The following is an 18,403-nucleotide window of genomic DNA, read 5'->3' as shown; positions in this document are numbered from 1 at the left end:
GGCGCCCGGCTTGGCTAGCGGTTCCAAGCGGGCTGGGGCCCAGCCCCGTGGCCCACGGCTGGGTCAGCCGCGTCGCTCTGCCGGATCCGAGTCGCGGACGAAGTGGAGATAATCGTCGAGCGCGAGTGCGAACGGCTGCTCTGGCGGCAGCGGTTCCCACGTGTACTGGTAGGTGAGCCCGCGTTCGTCACCCTCGCCGGTGACGGTATGCGTCCACTGATCGCGTGGGTCGTCGACGGTGACCGCAAAGAAATGGCGGATGTAGTGCTTCGGGGGCTTGAGCGAGCGTGTCCAGACGTCTGTCGTCAGATGCGAGACCGTCTGCAGGGTCTCGAGGCCGCTCTCTTCTTCGATTTCTCGTGTCACGGCATCACGTGGTGTCTCGCCGCGTTCGAGGGTCCCTTCGGAATCTGCAGACCCTCATACTCCGGGCCCTCGAACACCAGGAGCTCCGCGGGCGCGCGCGTAATGTATGCACACGCCTTCTGAACATACGTTCCCGGGCTCTGCCCGTCCTGTGCAGTCTCGGCTAGGTGTTGCCAGTCCCTCTGTGACATAGTCCCACGCGATCGTTGTGACCGTCCCGCTAGTAATATATTAGATGTAGTTAATCTTTGGTAGGAGCGACTCCGGTGGGCGGTTAGCGGCGCGCCGATGCAGCCCGCGCCACCCGGGACGAGACCTACCGCGAAATCGAATCGGTTCCCGGCTCCGCCGCCCCTGCGAACGGAGTCTCGTCCCGCCGCGTCCCACTACTAGTGCATACTAGTGGCGACTCCGGCCGCGATGATCAGCTGTATCGCGGCCGAGGGGTCTCTGGTCGCGATTGTGTTTCAGTGGGTTACCGGCCGGACGGCGGGTCGGCGAGCGTCAGCTCCGGGCCGATGAGCGCTGACTGTACCTCGGCCTCGCGGAGTTCGGCGCCCGTCCCGATGACCGCTCGCTCGACCGTTCCGCCGGTGATCTCGGCGTCGGGGAAGACGACGCAGTCCCGGAGGGTCGCGTCGGTAATGTGGGCGCCCTCCATCACGTGGACGTTCGCCCCGATCGTCGTCCCCTCGAGCGATGCGTCGGGATGGATCGCGCGGTCGCCGTCGAGTTGCCAGGCGACGGCATCGAGGTAGCTTTCGGGCGTCCCGATATCGAACCAGGCGCCGTCGAACGTGAACGCGTCGACGCGCTCCCGGGTGACGAGCCACTGGACGAACCAGCCCGGCTCGTCGGGGTTGTTCTCCCCGGCCAGATACGTCTCGAGCAGGTCGAGGTCGTCGGCGCGGAACCCGTAGCAGGCGACCGACACGAGCGTGCTCGGCGGGTCGTCGGGTTTCTCCTCGAAGGCAACGATCTCGCGGCCGTCGGCGTCGAGCTCGAGGACGCCGTAGGACGTCGCGCGGTCGTAATCCCCGACGTCGTAGGCGGCGAGCGTCGGCGTTGCTTGCTGGTGGAAGCAGTCGATGAACTCGCTGACGTCGAAGCTGAGGAGGTTGTCACCCGCGATCACGATCGTGTCGTCCGTGAGATCTTCGCGGTCGACGAGCTGGGCGAGCGCGCTGATAACGCCGAACTTCTCGTCCTCGTCGGTCGTATCTTCGATCGAGAGTTGGGGTTTCTGGTAGTCGTGGGCTTCGAGATGGGCCTCGAACGCGTCCGCGAAGCGTTCGTTCGTCGAGACGTACACGTCGTCGATTCGGGCGTCGGACTCGAGGTCCTCGAGCACGCCGTCGATCACGGTCGTGTCGCCGACCGGGAGGAACATCTTCGGGCGTTGTCGTGTAATCGGCCAGAGTCGCGTGGCATAGCCGCCGGCTAGTACGATTGCGTCCATAAGTTGTGCATTCTCCCTCGTCTAAAAGGAATTTCCTATTTGGGATATGTTGCTTTACGGAGGGCTTCCTAGTACCGCTTTCGCAGTGACTCGTTGGTGGCTTCTCGTTGTATCGATTGCAAAACGTTACTAACCGGTAGGCGGATAACTCATTCGTATGAAAGCAGTCGTACTCGCGGCGGGCGAAGGAACGCGGCTTCGACCGCTCACCGAGGACAAACCCAAGGGAATGGTCGAGGTCGACGACAAACCGATTCTCACCCACTGTTTCGATCAACTAGTGTCGCTGGGCGCCGACGAGCTGATCGTCGTCGTCGGCTACCTCAAGGAGAAGATCATCGACCACTACGGCGACGAATACGAGGGCGTCCCGATCACGTACAGTCACCAGCGCGAGCAGCAGGGGCTGGCCCACGCGCTGCTGACCGTCGAGGAGCACATCGACGACGACTTCATGCTGATTCTGGGCGACAACGTTTTTCAGGCGAACCTTGAGGACGTCGTGCGGCGCCAGCAGGAGGATCGCGCCGACGCTGCGTTCCTGGTCGAGGAAGTCCCCTGGGACGAGGCCGACCGGTACGGGGTCTGCGATACCAACAAGTTCGGCGAGATCACGGACGTCGTCGAGAAGCCCGACGACCCGCCGTCGAATCTCGTGATGACCGGGTTCTATACCTTTACGCCCGCGATCTTCCACGCGTGTCATCTGGTGCAGCCGTCCAATCGCGGCGAGTACGAGATCAGTGAGGCGATCGACCTGCTGATTCAGAGCGGGCGAACTATTGATGCGATCGGACTCGAGGGATGGCGGATCGACGTCGGCTATCCGGAGGATCGAGACGAAGCTGAAGAGCGTCTTCAAAAGGAAAGTCCGAGACCTTAGACATCTAATATTATCGGGTAGGAGATAAATATGGGGTATCAAGACCAAACAATAAAGTAACATCACTCGAATAGCAATCCTATGTATTCCCCGAAGGAAATACTCGTTGGGTTGAGGAACCCTTCTCTTATCCCAAAGGAAATTGATTATCAAGTACGGAAGCGGACTCCTCACGATTTTGGCATTCAAGGTAGTTACCAAACTGGTAATATTGGTGACCGCGCATTAGGAAAACAATTTAAAAAGCAACTTGAGAAAGGAGGACATAGTGCTAGGATATTCGACAGGCACACTGAAACTAGTAATACACCTAACAGAGTACTCGGTGGCGGTGGTGTTTTACATGATTGGTATGGGACAGAACATTTAAAAAAGCGTCTCACTTATGTAAGCAGCGGTAAAAATGGATTTATTATTGGGGTAGGCGCACCTGGGTTTCAATCAGCTGATGCTCAGAACCTAATTTCTCAAATATTACCTAAACTAGATTTGATCACTGTTCGTGATAAATGGTCAAAACGCAATATTGAATCGGTCTGTGATGTCGAAGTGTCGGTAACTGCTTGCCCAGCATTCCTTTACGACGATCCAAGAATGGAAACAAATGGACGGACTGGTGTGAATTTCCGACCTTACTTCAGTCAGGAGGATAAGCCAGATAGTGTATTAAAATATTACTTTGGTTATGATGATTTAGATAATGCAAGAGAATCATATATGAGAAATATAAAAGACATATGTGATAAAATAGAAGATCCGATTTTTATTCCGTTCCACTCAATTGATGAAAAATTCGCTAGGGAGCATCTTGACATTCCTGTTCTAGAATACACGTTCTCTGTTGAAGAGACTCTGAAGCGTGTCAGTCAAATGGAAAAGATGGTGACAATGCGTTATCACTCTCTTATATTTGCAGCTATTTGTGGGAAACCAGTCTTACCTTTAGCCTACGAACCGAAAGTAGAGGCCGTTGCTGAGCGTCTAGAAGTTCCATGGTATAGACCCCACAAAGAAATTCCCCTCCAATTTTCTCAAGTATCTAATGTGAGCTCGCTCCAATCACTAGCGAAAGATAATTTCAATAGATTAGATGAACTATTATAGGTTGGATCTCATTGACTAGACGTGCAAATTAGACATATATTTAAGTTTTGATGATTATTAACGAATAGAGTTATACTAAGAATTAGTGCTATTGCTATAACTGCTGAAATCTCTTGAGGATCACCTATGCATTCGGTAACAGTCATCTAGTTGCATCAAATAACCTAAGAGCGGGGTGAATAAGAGATATTAAATTGAATATGCAAATTAAATTATGAATAGTTTATTTTCTTATAGATGAAAACACTTTAACTAAATCATCAACAGAATTTGAAATATCGAATTGAGTTTGAACGGTTTTTCGACCGTTTGCTGCGAGTTCTTGTCGTCGATCAGGATTATCTAATAGTTCTGTAATTGCATTAGTTAAGGCCGGTGTATTGTTCGGTTTGACAAGCAAACCATCATGCCCATCAGTGATCAATTCAGGTATTGCCGAAATTGTCGTGGAGATGCACGCTGTTTTAGTTGCCATTGCTTCCTTTAAGGCTACAGGTGCGACATCCCGATCTCCATTTGAGGCAATAATACATGGAAGAATGAAGAGTTCAGCCTCATGTAATTCTTCTTGAAGCTTGTCATCGGGAACATGTCCTAAGAACTCAACATGTTCCTCTATACCTTTTTGTTTAACTCTATCTATAAGAGAATCTTTCTGCTCTCCAGTACCGATAATGTGATACTCTACATCATACCCGCGTTTAATGAGGTTCGCAACTGCATCAATTGAATACTTATAACCTTTCTTCTCCACAAGACGTCCAATAGTTAAAAGCCGACCAGATATACATCCTTCACTCGGCTCGAATTTTTTTACGTCTGTCGTTGCTGGGACTACTGACATATCCGTGTCAATACCAATTTCCTTTCGGAGGTACTGTTTGTTATATTCAGACGGGACAATCATATGGTCAAAGCGTGAGCACACCTGTTTTAACCGCCGGAGATTAGGTGGTGAAAATATCTCATGGGCGTGTGCAGTTACAGTACATGGAATATTATAATATGCTGCAGCATACGTAACTGCAAAGCGGTTAGGAGTGACAAAGTGACCATGTATCAAATCTACACCTCCTTCTCTTTCAATTGCCTCAATAATTTGCCTTCCAAGATGAAGATAATATGCATGATGTAGGGGTTCCTCAATGAACAGAGCACGTCGGAGTACGCTTGGATGTAATATCTTCTTAGAGATCAAGTCAGGAAAATCCTGGAGGGATGGTTTGTACTTATAGTAAACAGTAATGTTCATCTCTTGGAGTTCTGTATGTTTAATTTCTTCCTCTGATTTTGACATTGCGAATACAGACACATCATGCCCTCTATCATGGAGTTCTTTGATTTCGTTAATCACAAAACTTTCCGAGAGTTTGGGAAAGGCGTTAACAACATAGAGGAGTTTCATACCTTCACTTCGGAACGGTCGTATATATTAGTTGGCAACTATCTTCTGTATTGTGCCATCATCAACTTAGAATCCCTTTCAACAATTACACATATAATCTATCTATTATTTAGTCAGGAGAGAATATGATTATCGACGGTACTGTCTATTTCTGCACCTCCGTAACTGGCACTTTTCCGTTAAGAGCTTGATGCGGTCTATGATGGTTATAGAAATGTGCGAACTGTTCAAGGCACTTTCGGACGCTCGCCCGACTGCCTACCCATGAATTATGGAAGCAGTTGATTCGCATTTTGAGGGTGTGAAACCACTTTTCGAGGAGGTTTCGTTTGGTATAGTTGACCCGGCCGCTCAGTCGACTCGGAAGAAAGCAGTTCGATGGTCAAATTGATCAACAAGAAACTCAGTCTCGGAGAGATTGTGTTTCTCGCGGAGCTTCTGCAGAAACGCAGCCGCCGGATCAGTACTATGTCGACTAAACAACGCAACGTCGAGAATCAACTTCTCCTCGAGGTCTATTGCAGTATACAGCCAAGACCACTCGCCGTTAGTCTTGACAGCGGTTTCGTCGACAACGACCCGCGACGGCGTCGCCGTCCGCTCGTTCTTCCAAGATTCTTCTAAATCCGCCGCGTAACTATCGCTGAGCAGGCCTGCGAGTATCAATCCAACTTAACTTCGCGATCTACTCACTTCTCAAATTGACTCAACTAGACACTGCTCTTTTGTATATTCTTCTCGATATTATTATACCCGGCCTGCCGAATAAAGACGCAAGGATACTCAGGATAAGGATTGGGTCGAACTCTCGTTTATTGGTTAACGCCAAAAGGTAGTAGTAGACTGCAGAAGCCGACCAGATACGTTCGTCAAGTAATACTCGAGCCTTCGTCCGATACGTATCACTTAGCGCGTTTCGCCTCACAACAGCTGGAAACTCGTCGTATTCCCTCTGGTACTCATCCAGGATGGCCTCGAGTTCGGAGACATATTCCATCCCTCCGGATCGGCTATCGGTCGAATCTCCAATCCTAGTGAGAACCTCATCAACATAATCGAACTGCGTCCGTTTCGCGAGTTCGATTTTCATTCCAATATCGTCTGCGGCGCTACGATTTTGGAGTGGATAAACGCTCGACAACACCTCATCGGAGATCAATAAAGAGGACGTGATCGTCGTTGGCCAAAAAAACTGGAGCGCCAGCTCGAGCGATCGGCCTTGTTCAGACGGACGAGGTAGCCGTCGAGCGCCATCTCGATCGACTATCCCTCCGTAGGCGACACCAACGTCGGGCGATGACTCGATAACGGAGACTTGTTTTTCAATTTTGCTCGGGAATATCTCGTCATCGTCGTCAAGAAATTGGATATAGTCTCCACGTGCTGCCTCGTATCCGGTATTTCGGGCCGGATTTCCGCCCTGATTTTCCTCGTGTGGAATGTACTGTAGACTATCCTCCTCGTACTCTTCGACGACCGGTCGGGCGTGCGCTTCGCCCGAATCATCGACTACTATGACCTCAGTCCGATCGTGCGTTTGACGTAAAGAGCATTCGATAGCGTCTGTAAGTGACTCGTTCCGATAATAGGTTGGAATGATAATGGACACCAGAGCCTCATTCATACACATATACTAGTTATATACGCGTGAAAATAAATATATGGGTTTTAGATTAAGCGGGAGGCGTGTTTCCTCAAACTAGTTGAGCCCTTACCCCCTTTAGTTCCTATAATTCATGAACAGGAAATAGCACCCAATCAAATCAATTTAATTATGAAATTAAGTAGGGTTGTCAAGGATCGGTCTGATGACCAAATATTAATTAAGACGGGACTGCTATCGCCCAATATTAACAGCTAATCATGTATTCGATTGATGAAATAACCCATGCTGTCAAAAATCCATCAGCTGTTCAACATGAGCTGCTTCGACATACGCTCTTTCGACCACGGCCTGAAGGAGTAAACCTTCTAAATGAAGACTGGGACACTCTTATAATACTTGACGCATGCCGGTACGATATCTTCAAAGATTCGATTGGCCGAATGGATTTAACTGGAGAACTATCATCAAAACCATCACTAGGATCTGCCACGAAGGAATGGGTCAGAAATACATTTAAGGAGCGTGAAGAACACGATCTCGTGTATGTTACGGCAAACGGTTGGCTAAAATCTCTCCGTGAGGATATCAACTCATCTCTCTATGATTCGTATTGGCTTACCGGCGAAGAATACCGAAATTCGGCTGGGACAGTTGATCCTGAAGATGTAACAGATGTGGCGATCGAAGCACATAATGAAAATCCGAATAAAAGGCTCATCATCCACTACGTCCAGCCCCATGCGCCATATATTCAAAGCGGCCGTGAGTATTTCGAAGAAATGCCTGGCCTCACTGTCAATGAGTTCGTTCAACTCCCAGAGGTAACAAATGACCTATTGAGACGGGCATACAGAGAAACACTCGATTCTGTTCTCGAGGAAGTGCGTCGCCTTCTGAATACAATAGATGGTAAAAGCGTTATATCCGCAGATCACGGGGAGATGCTCGGAGAGCGGAAACCTCCCTTCTGGATGAGAGAATATGGGCACCCTCTTGGCGTATATTATGATGAATTAGTAACCGTCCCTTGGTTTGAGGTCACTCACGAACAGCGACGAACGATAATCTCCGAGGAGCCAAAGGAAACCCGAAGCGCTGATGATGAGGAGCTGATGGAGCATTTAGATGCACTCGGGTACGGGGATCATACCTAAATTACCCCTGCCAGATAGAGTAGCCACTGTTGGTGTATATCTTATTTGCTGTTGGATCATCATGAAGTCTGTCGACATTTTCTTCAGTGTAATATGTGAGATAGGGGTAGCGATTCGTCGGTTCTTGTTTATACCATTCAGTGTCACGTTCTTTTGTAATTAAGTAATATTCCTCTCTCTCCAGACTTTCCGAAACAGTCCTATTTTTGTCATATCCCAAAAACTTCGGTAGCTCTGAATTCGTTCCACCGAATGCACGATTTTCCCACGAAGAGACCTCGTGCAATCCTTCCAAATAGAGAGAAATCCGTCTCGGCATTGAATCTGAATAGGTCGTCGTCTCCTCAACCCGGTATTCCAGATGATGCTCGGACCCAACAAATTCTTGCTCCGAAATATGTTGGGGTTCATAATATATTGTGAACGGTGCCCATACTACGCAAAGAACGAGGATGAGAACCATCACGGAACGGAGCACAACTCCTCGACGGCCTTCGGAATGGTCGGTTGTCCACCAGAGTGCGAACCCAAATAGAACGATCGCTGCCGCAATTGTGATCTGATTCGGTCGGTAAACTTCTGTATTTACCACCAAATCAAAGGTGAGGGTTGATACTGCTACCATAATCCCAATAGAGTATACAGAAAGAATGATAATTTCCCCAACTGTCGCCTCCCTTAATATCACTCGGCGTAGGATCACTACCGCGACGGCAGCCCCGATGGCGAGGATAACCAATCCTGGTCCCCACTGTTCTATAATCCACCTCTGAATGATTTGCCATATCGTGTAACCCGATTCTGCTGCTCTTTCAGCCTGAGAACCTGCTTCGGTTGTTTCGGAATAGAAAGATGCTACTGTCCTAAAAAGAAATCCTTGGAATGTTGATTTGATCAAATACCACATCGGATAAGCGACGATAAGTGGAGAAAGAATCAACACCTCCATCGGCTGTTGATACTCCTCTTCGAATCCCCATCGTCCGGCAAGTCGCTGGGTAACTATAATTGTAGCGACTACAAGCATGGCAACTAAGCCGGACATCGGATGTCCGATCCCAATACCAAAGGAGAGGAGGAGTATCCCCATTCCAATATATGAGCGTTGTGAACTTCGGACCTCTGACCTATGAATTGACAACATTAATACTAATAGGGGTATTAATGCGAAGTACGCTACCCACGGCATGAGATGGTGGGCATATTTCCAGTAAAAGATCGGGACGGCTGCTACTCCAACAAACAATGCGATACGTTTGCTCGAATATCGGCGGACGAGAAGCACGATACCGGCTAGCAAGAGGGGATAATAGAGGAGAGAGAGAACAGGACCAAATCGGTCAACAGGAAGACCTGTAATGAAATGCAACTGAGCAAGTGTTGTATGAAGGAGTGGATAGATGTTCTCGGAGCTAATTGTGCCCGTTTCTGCAATAGCTATACCTTGTCCGAAGTGCAAAAGAAGATCTTCTCCTGGAGCTGACCAGAACCGCAATCCGAGCAACTCAGCATAGAACCAGAAGACTCCAATCAAGCAACCAACAATCGAAATTCCGTGGATCTGAAGTCGTCTAGTGTGGTTTTTAACTCCTAAATAGAGAATAAGTGTACCGATCGCTAATCCGAGAGAGAACACAACCCACACCCAGACAGGGAGCGCATTATATATGCTGTTATAATACCTAGTTGCTGATGTTTGTAGAAGTGAGATAGTATAGATGGCGAAGCAAATATATCCCGCAATAGCAAACTTCTTCTTCATCAGTGGTTGTATATGGTTTCGGTGAGTTTCTCCACGTGATTCTTTATTGTATGTTTTTCCGCCCAGCTTATTGCGCTTTCCCGGACTTCCTTATTAGACTGAAACACTACTTTACGAATTGTCTTGATCAATTCATTTGAATCTCCTGGTGTGAATAACCACCCCGTCTTGCCTTCGTTCACTAGTTCAGGAATGCCACCAATGTCGCTTCCGATAACAGGAAGTCCAACTCGAAAGCTCTCGTAGATGGTTAGAGGAGAGTTCTCCATCCAGATAGAGGGAATTACTGCAGCGGATACTCGCTGACGTAGGGTATCGAGCTCGTCGTCGTCTATATACCCATGGTATACTATGTTCTCGTGTTCCCTAGACTTCTCTTTCGCCACCTCGTCGTATGGACCCGTTCCACAGATGTGAAAGGTCACCTCTGGTAGCTCAGTGGCCGCCTCGTACAGTGTATCAAGCCCTTTTGCCTTCAAATGTTTTCCAACGTAGAGAACAGACGGCTCTTGTGAACGTTCCGGAACGGTATCAACTGGTGCTTCGACACCTAATTGTAACCGTTGCTGCTCGGCCTCACTAAAGTATCCATGTTGGTTATGGATCTCAATTACGTGGTTACTAGGACCTGTGACAATATCTGGTGTTCCAAACGTGGATTGTTTGAGTTTCTTGAACCCTTTGCAGGGGAGAGGTGGATCGTTACAAACTTGCAACTCGTCATCGGGAGCTGTCCTGTCACGGAGCAAGTTACTTTTTGGACATATGAGGCTGTAGTCGTGAAGCGTGTGGACATGGAGACTTCGATGCTTTTGTATTGGCTTTCCAATTGCTGTCGATATTCCCATCAGATTGTTTGTGTGAACGATATCCGGATCGATTTCTTTGAGTAGCTTTCGAACGACCGATCTCGAATGTAGATTGACGGTATCTAACTGATGCCAGATTCCTTTCGCCACTGGATTCGACCCCGTTCCGTTTCCTCGATAGGAGATATTTGCTGGGTAAAAGTAGTATACATTTATTCCCTCAAATTTAGCGTGTTCCGCCTTCAAAGACCCGTCGAAGGGTTTTGCCGCAATAACCGAAACATCGTGTCCTTCAGATACCAGTTCCTTCGCGATCCTAAATACATAGTTTTCTGCCCCACCGAACTCATGTGGCGGGAAAAAAGCGTTGATCAAACAGATTGAGGCCATATGCATTTATATGAGTCATGGGTGCGATATATCTTTTGCAACACTCCTTTAGTAGGTATCATTCAGACATCTCGATTTGTGAAATCATATAAATGAGGGGTGAGATATAGAATCTATCCTATATATTAATTTTGAATATTTGTTCTAGCAATTTCAAGTAGCTTTCCTACTACTATTTCGATTTAAAGGTGTTGTAACCTCGCTCACGAAAAGTCTCTGCAATCCAATGTGCGTAATTCTCTGCTTCATCAAATTAACCGAGTAGAGATACCTGCATTTATTAAAGGAATTTTTTACTATTGTACTGCTAAGGACTTCATAGAGACCCTGAGTGTTCCCAGAAGCCAATATCTAACATAAGGAAGATTTAATGCGTGCCTCCAGTCAGAATATAGTAAGAGGACAATATCGGCCAATACAATGAAAATCGTACTTGCATCGCATTATTTTCACCCGCATATTGGCGGTATTGAGTCGGTAGTTGAGTCACATGCCACGCGACTTAGTTCTCGAGGCCATGACGTTACGGTACTCAGCAGTGATATTGGAGCCAGCCAGATGGACGTCGACCGTGACGGATACCGGATCATGCGGTACAAGGCATGGAATCCTGCGGAGCAGTTCGGTATCCCGTATCCGATTCCCTATCCACCAAGTGTGAGTAAAGCCATTGACAGGGTCTTCGCAGAAGACGTCGATGTGCTCCACGTACATGGAATGAATTATCTGACAACGTCGATGGTGCTTCGATACGCTCCCTCATCGATCCCGGTACTGCTGCATCAACATACCCCGTACGTTGATTATCCACTTCCGATTCGAGCAGTTGAATATCTTAATGACCGGCTCATCGGTGGATGGAATCTCCGCCGAGTTGACCATGTGTTCTGTGTCAGTGCAGACATTGAAGAATATGTTACTCAGATTGATAACAAGGCGAGCACAGAGCTCATGGTCAATGGGATAGATACAGAATCATACCAACCACGGGACTGTGATAAACACGATGTTTTCAACTGTGGGAGGGACGATCTCGTATTCTTCACCCTGTCTCGTATGTCCCAAAAGAAGGGTGTGGATACATTATTAGAAGCAGTGAAGAAACTCAACCAGAGGGAGATCAATGTACACGTTGCTATAGCGGGTGATGGGCCAATGAAGGACGAAGTCGATGTCGCTAGCCAGAGACATTCAAATCTGGAAGTGATGGGGACACTCACTGACGACGAGGTCAGGCGATGCTACGCTGCTGCGGATGTATTCTTATTTACCTCGAAGAGTGGAGAGGCATTCCCGACGCTGACAATAATGGAGGCATATGCTTCCGGAACGCCGGTGATCGCCTCTAAGCTTTCTGAGGGTGCCCCTGGAGTGACTGACGGTGAAAACTCTATACTCATAGAGCCAGGCGACGCTGATGAGTTAGTCGAGGCGATGATTAGCTGTGTGAATGATTCGAAGAGAGTCGCAACAATGAGCGAGAACGCACGCGAGAGTGCAGAACGGAATTTCGCGATCGAGTCTCGAATCGATCGATTAGAAGAGTGCTATCAATTAGTTTCCGTAGCGGCTGAGAGAAAGAGTTCTTCAAGTTGATCAGTAGATTTTTCCCAAGTGTGTTTCTCTGCCCATTCTCGAGCGTTCTCACCGATCTCTTCCCTCAGTTGGGTATCCTCTAAAAGTTGATGTACTGACCTTGCAAATTCGTTTGGATCGGAGCCATCCACTAGTAGTCCTGTTTCTTTGTGGCGAATAGAGTCACGGAGACCACTTACCTTGCTCCCGACTGCAGGTGTACCACAGGCATTTGCTTCTAATACCGCAATCCCCCACCCTTCCACTCGACTAGGGGCGATAAACACCCATGCAGACTGAAGAAGATCTATTTTTTTGTCTAAGGATACGAATCCGTGATAATGCGCATCGTTCGCTGATGAGCAATATTCGGCGATGCTATCCTTCACTGGGCCCTCTCGACCAGCGACATCAAGGCGAATAGAAGTATCACTTATCTCTTGTATCATCTCATGGATTTCGGGAATTCGGTCCACACCTTTGTACCGCTCAAGTCCACCGATATACACTATACGAGGGGTAGAGGACTCTGTTCCGGGACGATATTGATCCACGTCGAGACCATTTCGTATCTCGTAAACAGTCTCCGGACTGTGTCCTCGGTTCACTAGTTCTTCCGTCGTGCTCGGACTAACGCTTACAGTTAAATTCCGGCGTTCACGGAACACGCCGAGTGACTGTGAAACGTACCCCAGGACGTTCTGGGGGAACGGATGTGTATCGAAGAACGAGTCAATCGCGATATGATGGAAGATAGAGACTCGCGGTTTGCGAGTAATAACGGGCCACGGTAGTGGCGTATTCACAGTATAGACGATGTCGGGAGATAACTTGTATAGATACCAGTAGAAGTACAACGAGACAGTCAGGTACGAAAGCACAACGTCCCACGGTGCAGGAACCTTCTCGTCGAATCCGACCCGGTGGATGCGTACAGAGCCGTCGAGTTCCGCCCGCGATCGACCCTCATCGGAGCCGGTCAAAAGGTGAACCTCGTGGCCACGCTGGGCAAGACCTTTCATCGTTTCCTCCAGGTTTAGCTCGGAGCCACCGGCCTGTGAGTGATGCCAGCTCCGCTTGTTCAGAGCTAGAACCCGTAGAGGTGGACCTGATTCATCCTCGGTTGAAGACCTTTTTTCGACCACGTTAGATAGGATATCTCGTCAATTCGGATATACCCTTCGAGAACAAAGAATTACGAAACAGCGCAGTTTTAAGAGTTGTGAACGAAATGACTTCACATCTATGACCAACGGGAAGAAAAATATCGTTCTCGTCGTAATGGATACCGCGCGTGAGATCGATACAACCTATGCTCGAAATGCGGTTGACAATTCGTGTTTAGAGGAGTTAGCTACGACGGGAGCGGAGTACAACCATGCGTTCGCAAATGCTCCATGGACACTCCCGTCTCACACGTCGATGTTCACAGGTACATACACATCCAAACATGGGACACACGCAGGTAGCAAGTTCTATGATGGACAGTTCCCGACTATTGCCGATCTACTCTCCGACGACGGATATCAGACTGTCGGTTTCACCAATAACGCGTGGGTGACAGACGAATTTGGGCTAGCTAGTGGATTCGAGAACATGAGCAAAGTGTGGCAGTATATACAATCAGACACAGACTTTGGCAAGATCAAACTTACATCGGAAGGTAGAGGGGGCCTGGTTAGAGAGGGTATCTCGGGGCTCGTTAGTGGTGATATCCTTGCGAATTTTGTTAATGCTGTCTATGGCCAGTTTTTCTACCGGCGAAATGACTACGGAGCGAAGCGAACGAATACACTAGTTGAGAATTGGATCAAGAATAGAGATCAAAGCTCGCCATTCTTTATGTTCATAAACTATCTTGAGCCCCACTTAGATTATCAGCCCCCAAAGAGACTCGTGGAGCAGTTCTTGCCAGAAGGGAGTACGTATCGCGAAGCGATGGCAGTTCCACAGAAACCGTGGGAATATACTGCGGGTGTCCTTGATATGTCCGACCACGATTTTGAACTACTACGAGCATTATATCGTGCGGAGATTGCATATCTCGACGAACAAATTGGAGAATTACGCTCGACACTTGAGCAACATGGCGAATGGGACGATACAGTACTCATAATTGTGGGTGATCATGGAGAAAACATCGGCGATCATGGCCTGATGGATCACCAATATTCGTTGCACGATACTCTTCTGCACGTGCCCCTCATCATTCACGGTGGACAATTCAATCAGGTAGGTGACTCAGACAGGTTGATTCAAACATTGGATCTCTTCCCGACGATTCTGGATATTGCAGGACACACGATTCCGGAGCACGCACAAGGAACTTCGTTCTATCCGAAGTCGTCCACAGCGCCGCGTAATGAGGCTATCGGAGAATATCTTGCACCACAACCGAGTATAGCAAGTCTGAGTAATCAGACAGATGTACCCGAAGAAGAACTTGAAGCATTTGGTCAATCCATTAGATCGATCAGGACCACAGAGTACAAACTGATCAGGAAATCTGGAGGGGAAATCTCGCTCTATAATGTCGAGGATGGCCCCGGTGAACAGACGGATATCTCGAGCGAAAAACCCGATATCAGAGACGAACTGGTCGAGCGCCTCGATGCATGGCTAGACTCTTTTGAACAGACTTCAGCAACGGGAAGAGACGAAGAGATGAGTGAGGGGACGAAGAAGAGATTGGAGGATTTGGGCTACATCTGAAACGCAGTGCGGTTGGCTTCTACCTCGGTCACGCTTCTCTGGGACCGAAGATGAACCGATAGAGTCCACGGCTCGTTTTCTTTACCCACCCGGCGTCGACTAGTCCGCGCACCGCTCGGTTTACGTACTGGCGCCAAATCTCGAGTGCATCCTCGAGGCGTTTTGAGTTCCCATAGCCCCATGGGCACCCTCTTCACGACCTTCTTTGAGGACGTCGAGGATCGCCTCCTGCCATTCATCAGATTCGAACACCCTGTCATCTGTCGTCGCGTAGGTACATAGCACATTTCGGACGACCACCAGTGTCTCAGAGGACGACGTGGTTCGTACATGTGCATCTCCACGCAGAAGACCCAGATGTCCTCCCGGTCAAAAAACGATGTGCCCGACGGCCTCCAGTTCGGTGGACAGTGGAACTACGGGTATGGCACGACGCGACTGAAAGCGACACAAGTAGTGGAATTAGACGATCTTGACCAGATCCGACTCAAAGACGCCGAGAAGCGCATCCTCGAACTCGTCACGCCCTTGGTATTGCGCTCAGAGTATCCCGAGACGAACGACGTTGGCGTGCTGTGGTGGTTTTGGCAAGCGTGAACTTCGGCATCGAGAGGAGCATGTCGTTGAGGGGTCGAGGACATATCAGTGTGAAACCATTGACCGCGGGCAAGTCGCCACGTACACGTGTGGTAGACCGGTCGAAACGGCGGAGAGCGCGATAACGCGCTTCGGGACGCACGCGAAATACGGATTCGGTGTGATAGCATCACTCTTCAGGAGATAAAATGACGTACCTATCAGTTTAGAAATGTCGAGCCAAAAACCGCCGAAACATAACATAGGGATATACATACTGTTGAAGCTAGCTGATCTGAACAATGCCCCAAATACAGCCATACTTCTTTTCAAGCCAACTCTGCATAGCGAACAACGGTAACGCGACAGTCATTCCTTACCGATTGTTCCGTTGTAGAAGACGATGCCCATTGCAACGAAAAATCCAGAGTGTGCAAAACGCAAGCACTGAATCATAAAACGTTGAGATGGAAATGAGTTTAACACTATATCACGGTGTCAATTGAATAGCTACTGTGCTGGCTATCGATATTACAAGTTCGGAGCGAGAGAGTGGAAAATTTGAGCCATTCCTATCTACTTTCATTATGATACATTTCAACATCTCCATTTGCGTATACTTTGTTATATTTCTGTTTCAATGCCTCTTGTAGATCCCACGTAAGTCTGTAGCCACCAAGGCTATACACCTCTACATTCGTTCGATACGCAAAATACCTGTAATCTTGATTTAGTAGAGTCGCATTGAATAGTTCACGGTCCTGAATCACACCTGGATCATAGGGCTGAGACACCGTTTTCATCTCGTACTCCCGCCCCTGACTGACAGCATGTTCAGGGTTTGATACGAAATCAGCGTAATATGGATCACTGTATGCTGGACCTTCAATATACTTGGCTTCCCAAGATTGACCTTCAACTTCACCCTCAGTTAATACTAGCCGCGTCCTATCTGGATGATCAGGAACGAGCCCAGCTGCACCGAACTGGGCAAGGAGCACGAGACAGAGTATACCGACTATAATTCCGCTTCTTGCAATCGTTCGCACCGATCGCGTACCAAATTGTTCTCGAAGGGCTATAAGATGCGGAGCAACGACAAGCGACACTGAAATCGCGAAGAATAGTTCTCCAAATAGAAGCGGGCGAAGGAATCCGCCGACAATTGGCGTCATAATCCCGAGTCCTACAAAGACGCCAAGAATCGCAGTCCCAGACAAAACCGTGACTAAGACATAGTCTGACCGCTCTGACTTATATAGCCGCCAACACAAGACAAGGCCACTAATAAACGCTGCTAAATAGAGCAGCAGTTCCATATGATGAAGAGCACGACCGATCAGGGAGGGAGTTGCTGGGACAGCATGAGTCGGATTACTACTACTTCCAATTCCTGTTTGTCCGGTTAGTAAGGCTATGACTGTACTCACACCGATCTCAAAAACTGATTGGAAGTAATCAGTGATAAACAGCCACTGGAGAGCCAACAGAGTGCTTGCAAAGCCGGCCAATCGCCACCCTCGTCGGTTGGTAACTGCGTCGTTCCGAACTACGGAGAGGTAACTAAATGTGATGAACAGAACCGCGACAAAGACTACCAATGGAAGTTTATGAGTGACTGCCATCGCGAAGCCAAGGACACCAAGCAAAACCAAGACGCGCTTGGACGAAGAGGATAGATAATGAATTGAGAGGAATATAGCGGCGGCGAAAAATGGCAGTGATAAGGTGTATGGTCGAGGAGTAGTGGCGAAGTGGATTGATCCGAACGCGAGGGTAGATAGGAGGGCTGCAAGTAGGGCTGCGCCCTGTCCAGAAAATCGAACACGTCGAGTGATGATGAATGTTACCAAGGGAATGATAGCACCAATAGCGATTGGAAAAATGATGAATGCATGACGGGGGGACGTTCCCAACAGTTCCGCGGCCATCGCGCCAAATGTAGTGAAGAGAGCAGCACTGTCATAGAATCCAATCGAGAGTTCGTCAATTGAACCCGTTTCTAGAATCCACTGTGTTTGGACAGCGTATGCTTGAGGATCGATATACATCAAGGAAGGAGGGAGAGCAAAGAGACCAGCCCGGTACGCAATCCCGAAAGCTACCACGAGAACGAGGGTAGGGACTACATGATGCTGTACCCTGTGGATCTTTGATACAATGAGGTATACTAAGACGAGAGCAGAAAGACCACCTGCAAGCGGCCAACTCGGCCAAAATTGGCTCGTATGGTGATAGCCAAGAACTGCAAGCGAGAAGATACCAGAAAGACCGACTATTGAAACTTTCACCCTACGCGAGACCGTCATAGTTTGTATAGATTGAAAATTCTCTGTCTACAAATAAGGTTTACGTCCTGTAGAGGCAAGCCCAGCTCCCCGGCTCGAAATCATCTGCAGTAATCGTTTTCCGCATCTGTTTAAGTATCGACTCAACTTGGTCTCGATTACCAGCCTCGAGTACGTACTCTAATTCATCGAGACCAGTCATCATAGTCTGTCGAAGGTCGTTCAACATCTCCCTAAGTGGCTGTCGGACTGCATGGTTCTGCTTCCATCAGTATGGAGCTTTTCCAACTCTTGATTTTGATGTTGCGGGACAC

The 18,403-nt window shown here is 48.5% G+C and carries 13 protein-coding genes and 2 pseudogenes; 6 read left to right on the top strand and 9 right to left on the bottom strand.

Annotated elements, in window-relative coordinates; genetic code table 11:
* Positions 1-63 precede the first annotated feature (63 nt).
* Both WD430_RS01310 and WD430_RS01305 read right to left on the bottom strand, forming a co-directional pair.
* Positions 64-557 (bottom strand): annotated as a pseudogene (locus tag WD430_RS01310) (NUDIX domain-containing protein).
* Between the two features lie 284 nt (positions 558-841).
* Positions 842-1,825, bottom strand: coding sequence for an NDP-sugar synthase (locus tag WD430_RS01305; RefSeq protein WP_339104232.1), 984 nt, complete (start codon positions 1,823-1,825; stop codon positions 842-844).
* 157 nt (positions 1,826-1,982) lie between these two features.
* On the opposite strand from WD430_RS01305, the gene aglF reads away from it, so the two are divergent.
* Complete coding sequence (gene aglF, locus WD430_RS01300; RefSeq protein WP_339104231.1) at positions 1,983-2,708, top strand: UTP--glucose-1-phosphate uridylyltransferase AglF; 726 nt, start codon at positions 1,983-1,985, stop codon at positions 2,706-2,708.
* Positions 2,709-2,789: 81 nt separating this feature from the next.
* A complete protein-coding gene (locus tag WD430_RS01295) occupies positions 2,790-3,812 on the top strand; it encodes a polysaccharide pyruvyl transferase family protein (RefSeq protein ID WP_339104230.1) in 1,023 nt (340 codons plus the stop codon).
* A 223-nt stretch (positions 3,813-4,035) separates the two neighbouring features.
* Here the strand turns inward: WD430_RS01295 and WD430_RS01290 are convergent, their stop codons facing one another.
* The 3 genes and pseudogenes from WD430_RS01290 to WD430_RS01280 form a co-directional block, all read right to left on the bottom strand.
* Entirely contained in the window at positions 4,036-5,217 is a 1,182-nt protein-coding gene (locus tag WD430_RS01290) for a glycosyltransferase family 4 protein (protein WP_339104229.1), read from the bottom strand.
* A gap of 145 nt (positions 5,218-5,362) precedes the next feature.
* Positions 5,363-5,814: pseudogene (locus WD430_RS01285) on the bottom strand (DDE-type integrase/transposase/recombinase); the annotation flags it as partial.
* Between the two features lie 109 nt (positions 5,815-5,923).
* Positions 5,924-6,841 carry a glycosyltransferase family 2 protein gene (locus WD430_RS01280; protein ID WP_339104228.1) on the bottom strand — a complete coding sequence of 306 codons (918 nt, stop codon included), beginning with the start codon at positions 6,839-6,841 and terminating at the stop codon, positions 5,924-5,926.
* A gap of 239 nt (positions 6,842-7,080) precedes the next feature.
* On the opposite strand from WD430_RS01280, the gene WD430_RS01275 reads away from it, so the two are divergent.
* Positions 7,081-7,977 (top strand): hypothetical protein, encoded by an 897-nt coding sequence (locus tag WD430_RS01275; RefSeq protein WP_339104227.1) that lies wholly within the window; start codon positions 7,081-7,083, stop codon positions 7,975-7,977.
* A 1-nt stretch (position 7,978) separates the two neighbouring features.
* On the opposite strand, the gene WD430_RS01270 is transcribed toward WD430_RS01275, so the two are convergent.
* Both WD430_RS01270 and WD430_RS01265 read right to left on the bottom strand, forming a co-directional pair.
* Positions 7,979-9,739, bottom strand: coding sequence for a hypothetical protein (locus tag WD430_RS01270; protein WP_339104226.1), 1,761 nt, complete (start codon positions 9,737-9,739; stop codon positions 7,979-7,981).
* The gene (locus WD430_RS01265; RefSeq protein ID WP_339104225.1) at positions 9,739-10,938 is read right to left on the bottom strand and encodes a glycosyltransferase; all 1,200 of its coding nucleotides are present in this window, start codon (positions 10,936-10,938) and stop codon (positions 9,739-9,741) included. The genes WD430_RS01270 and WD430_RS01265 overlap by 1 nt, the downstream gene beginning before the upstream one ends.
* Positions 10,939-11,358: 420 nt before the next feature.
* Here WD430_RS01265 and WD430_RS01260 point away from each other — a divergent pair, with 420 nt between their 5' ends.
* Positions 11,359-12,534 carry a glycosyltransferase family 4 protein gene (locus tag WD430_RS01260; RefSeq protein ID WP_339104224.1) on the top strand — a complete coding sequence of 392 codons (1,176 nt, stop codon included), beginning with the start codon at positions 11,359-11,361 and terminating at the stop codon, positions 12,532-12,534.
* Here the strand turns inward: WD430_RS01260 and WD430_RS01255 are convergent.
* Positions 12,489-13,658, bottom strand: coding sequence for a glycosyltransferase family 4 protein (locus WD430_RS01255; protein ID WP_339104223.1), 1,170 nt, complete (start codon positions 13,656-13,658; stop codon positions 12,489-12,491). The genes WD430_RS01260 and WD430_RS01255 overlap by 46 nt on opposite strands.
* Before the next feature lie 100 nt (positions 13,659-13,758).
* Here WD430_RS01255 and WD430_RS01250 point away from each other — a divergent pair, with 100 nt between their 5' ends.
* Positions 13,759-15,225 carry a sulfatase-like hydrolase/transferase gene (locus tag WD430_RS01250; protein WP_339104222.1) on the top strand — a complete coding sequence of 489 codons (1,467 nt, stop codon included), beginning with the start codon at positions 13,759-13,761 and terminating at the stop codon, positions 15,223-15,225.
* A gap of 330 nt (positions 15,226-15,555) precedes the next feature.
* On the top strand, positions 15,556-15,822 hold the full coding sequence (locus tag WD430_RS01245; RefSeq protein WP_339104221.1) for a hypothetical protein: 267 nt from the start codon (positions 15,556-15,558) through the stop codon (positions 15,820-15,822).
* A 551-nt stretch (positions 15,823-16,373) separates the two neighbouring features.
* On the opposite strand, the gene WD430_RS01240 is transcribed toward WD430_RS01245, so the two are convergent.
* Positions 16,374-18,110 (bottom strand): hypothetical protein, encoded by a 1,737-nt coding sequence (locus WD430_RS01240; RefSeq protein ID WP_339104220.1) that lies wholly within the window; start codon positions 18,108-18,110, stop codon positions 16,374-16,376.
* Positions 18,111-18,403: the final 293 nt, after the last annotated feature.

Origin of the sequence: Haloterrigena sp. KLK7, assembly GCF_037914945.1 — an archaeon.
GTDB lineage: Archaea > Halobacteriota > Halobacteria > Halobacteriales > Natrialbaceae > Haloterrigena > Haloterrigena salinisoli.
Note: the sequence above shows the minus strand (reverse complement) of the source record. Positions and strands in the feature narration are given on the sequence as shown.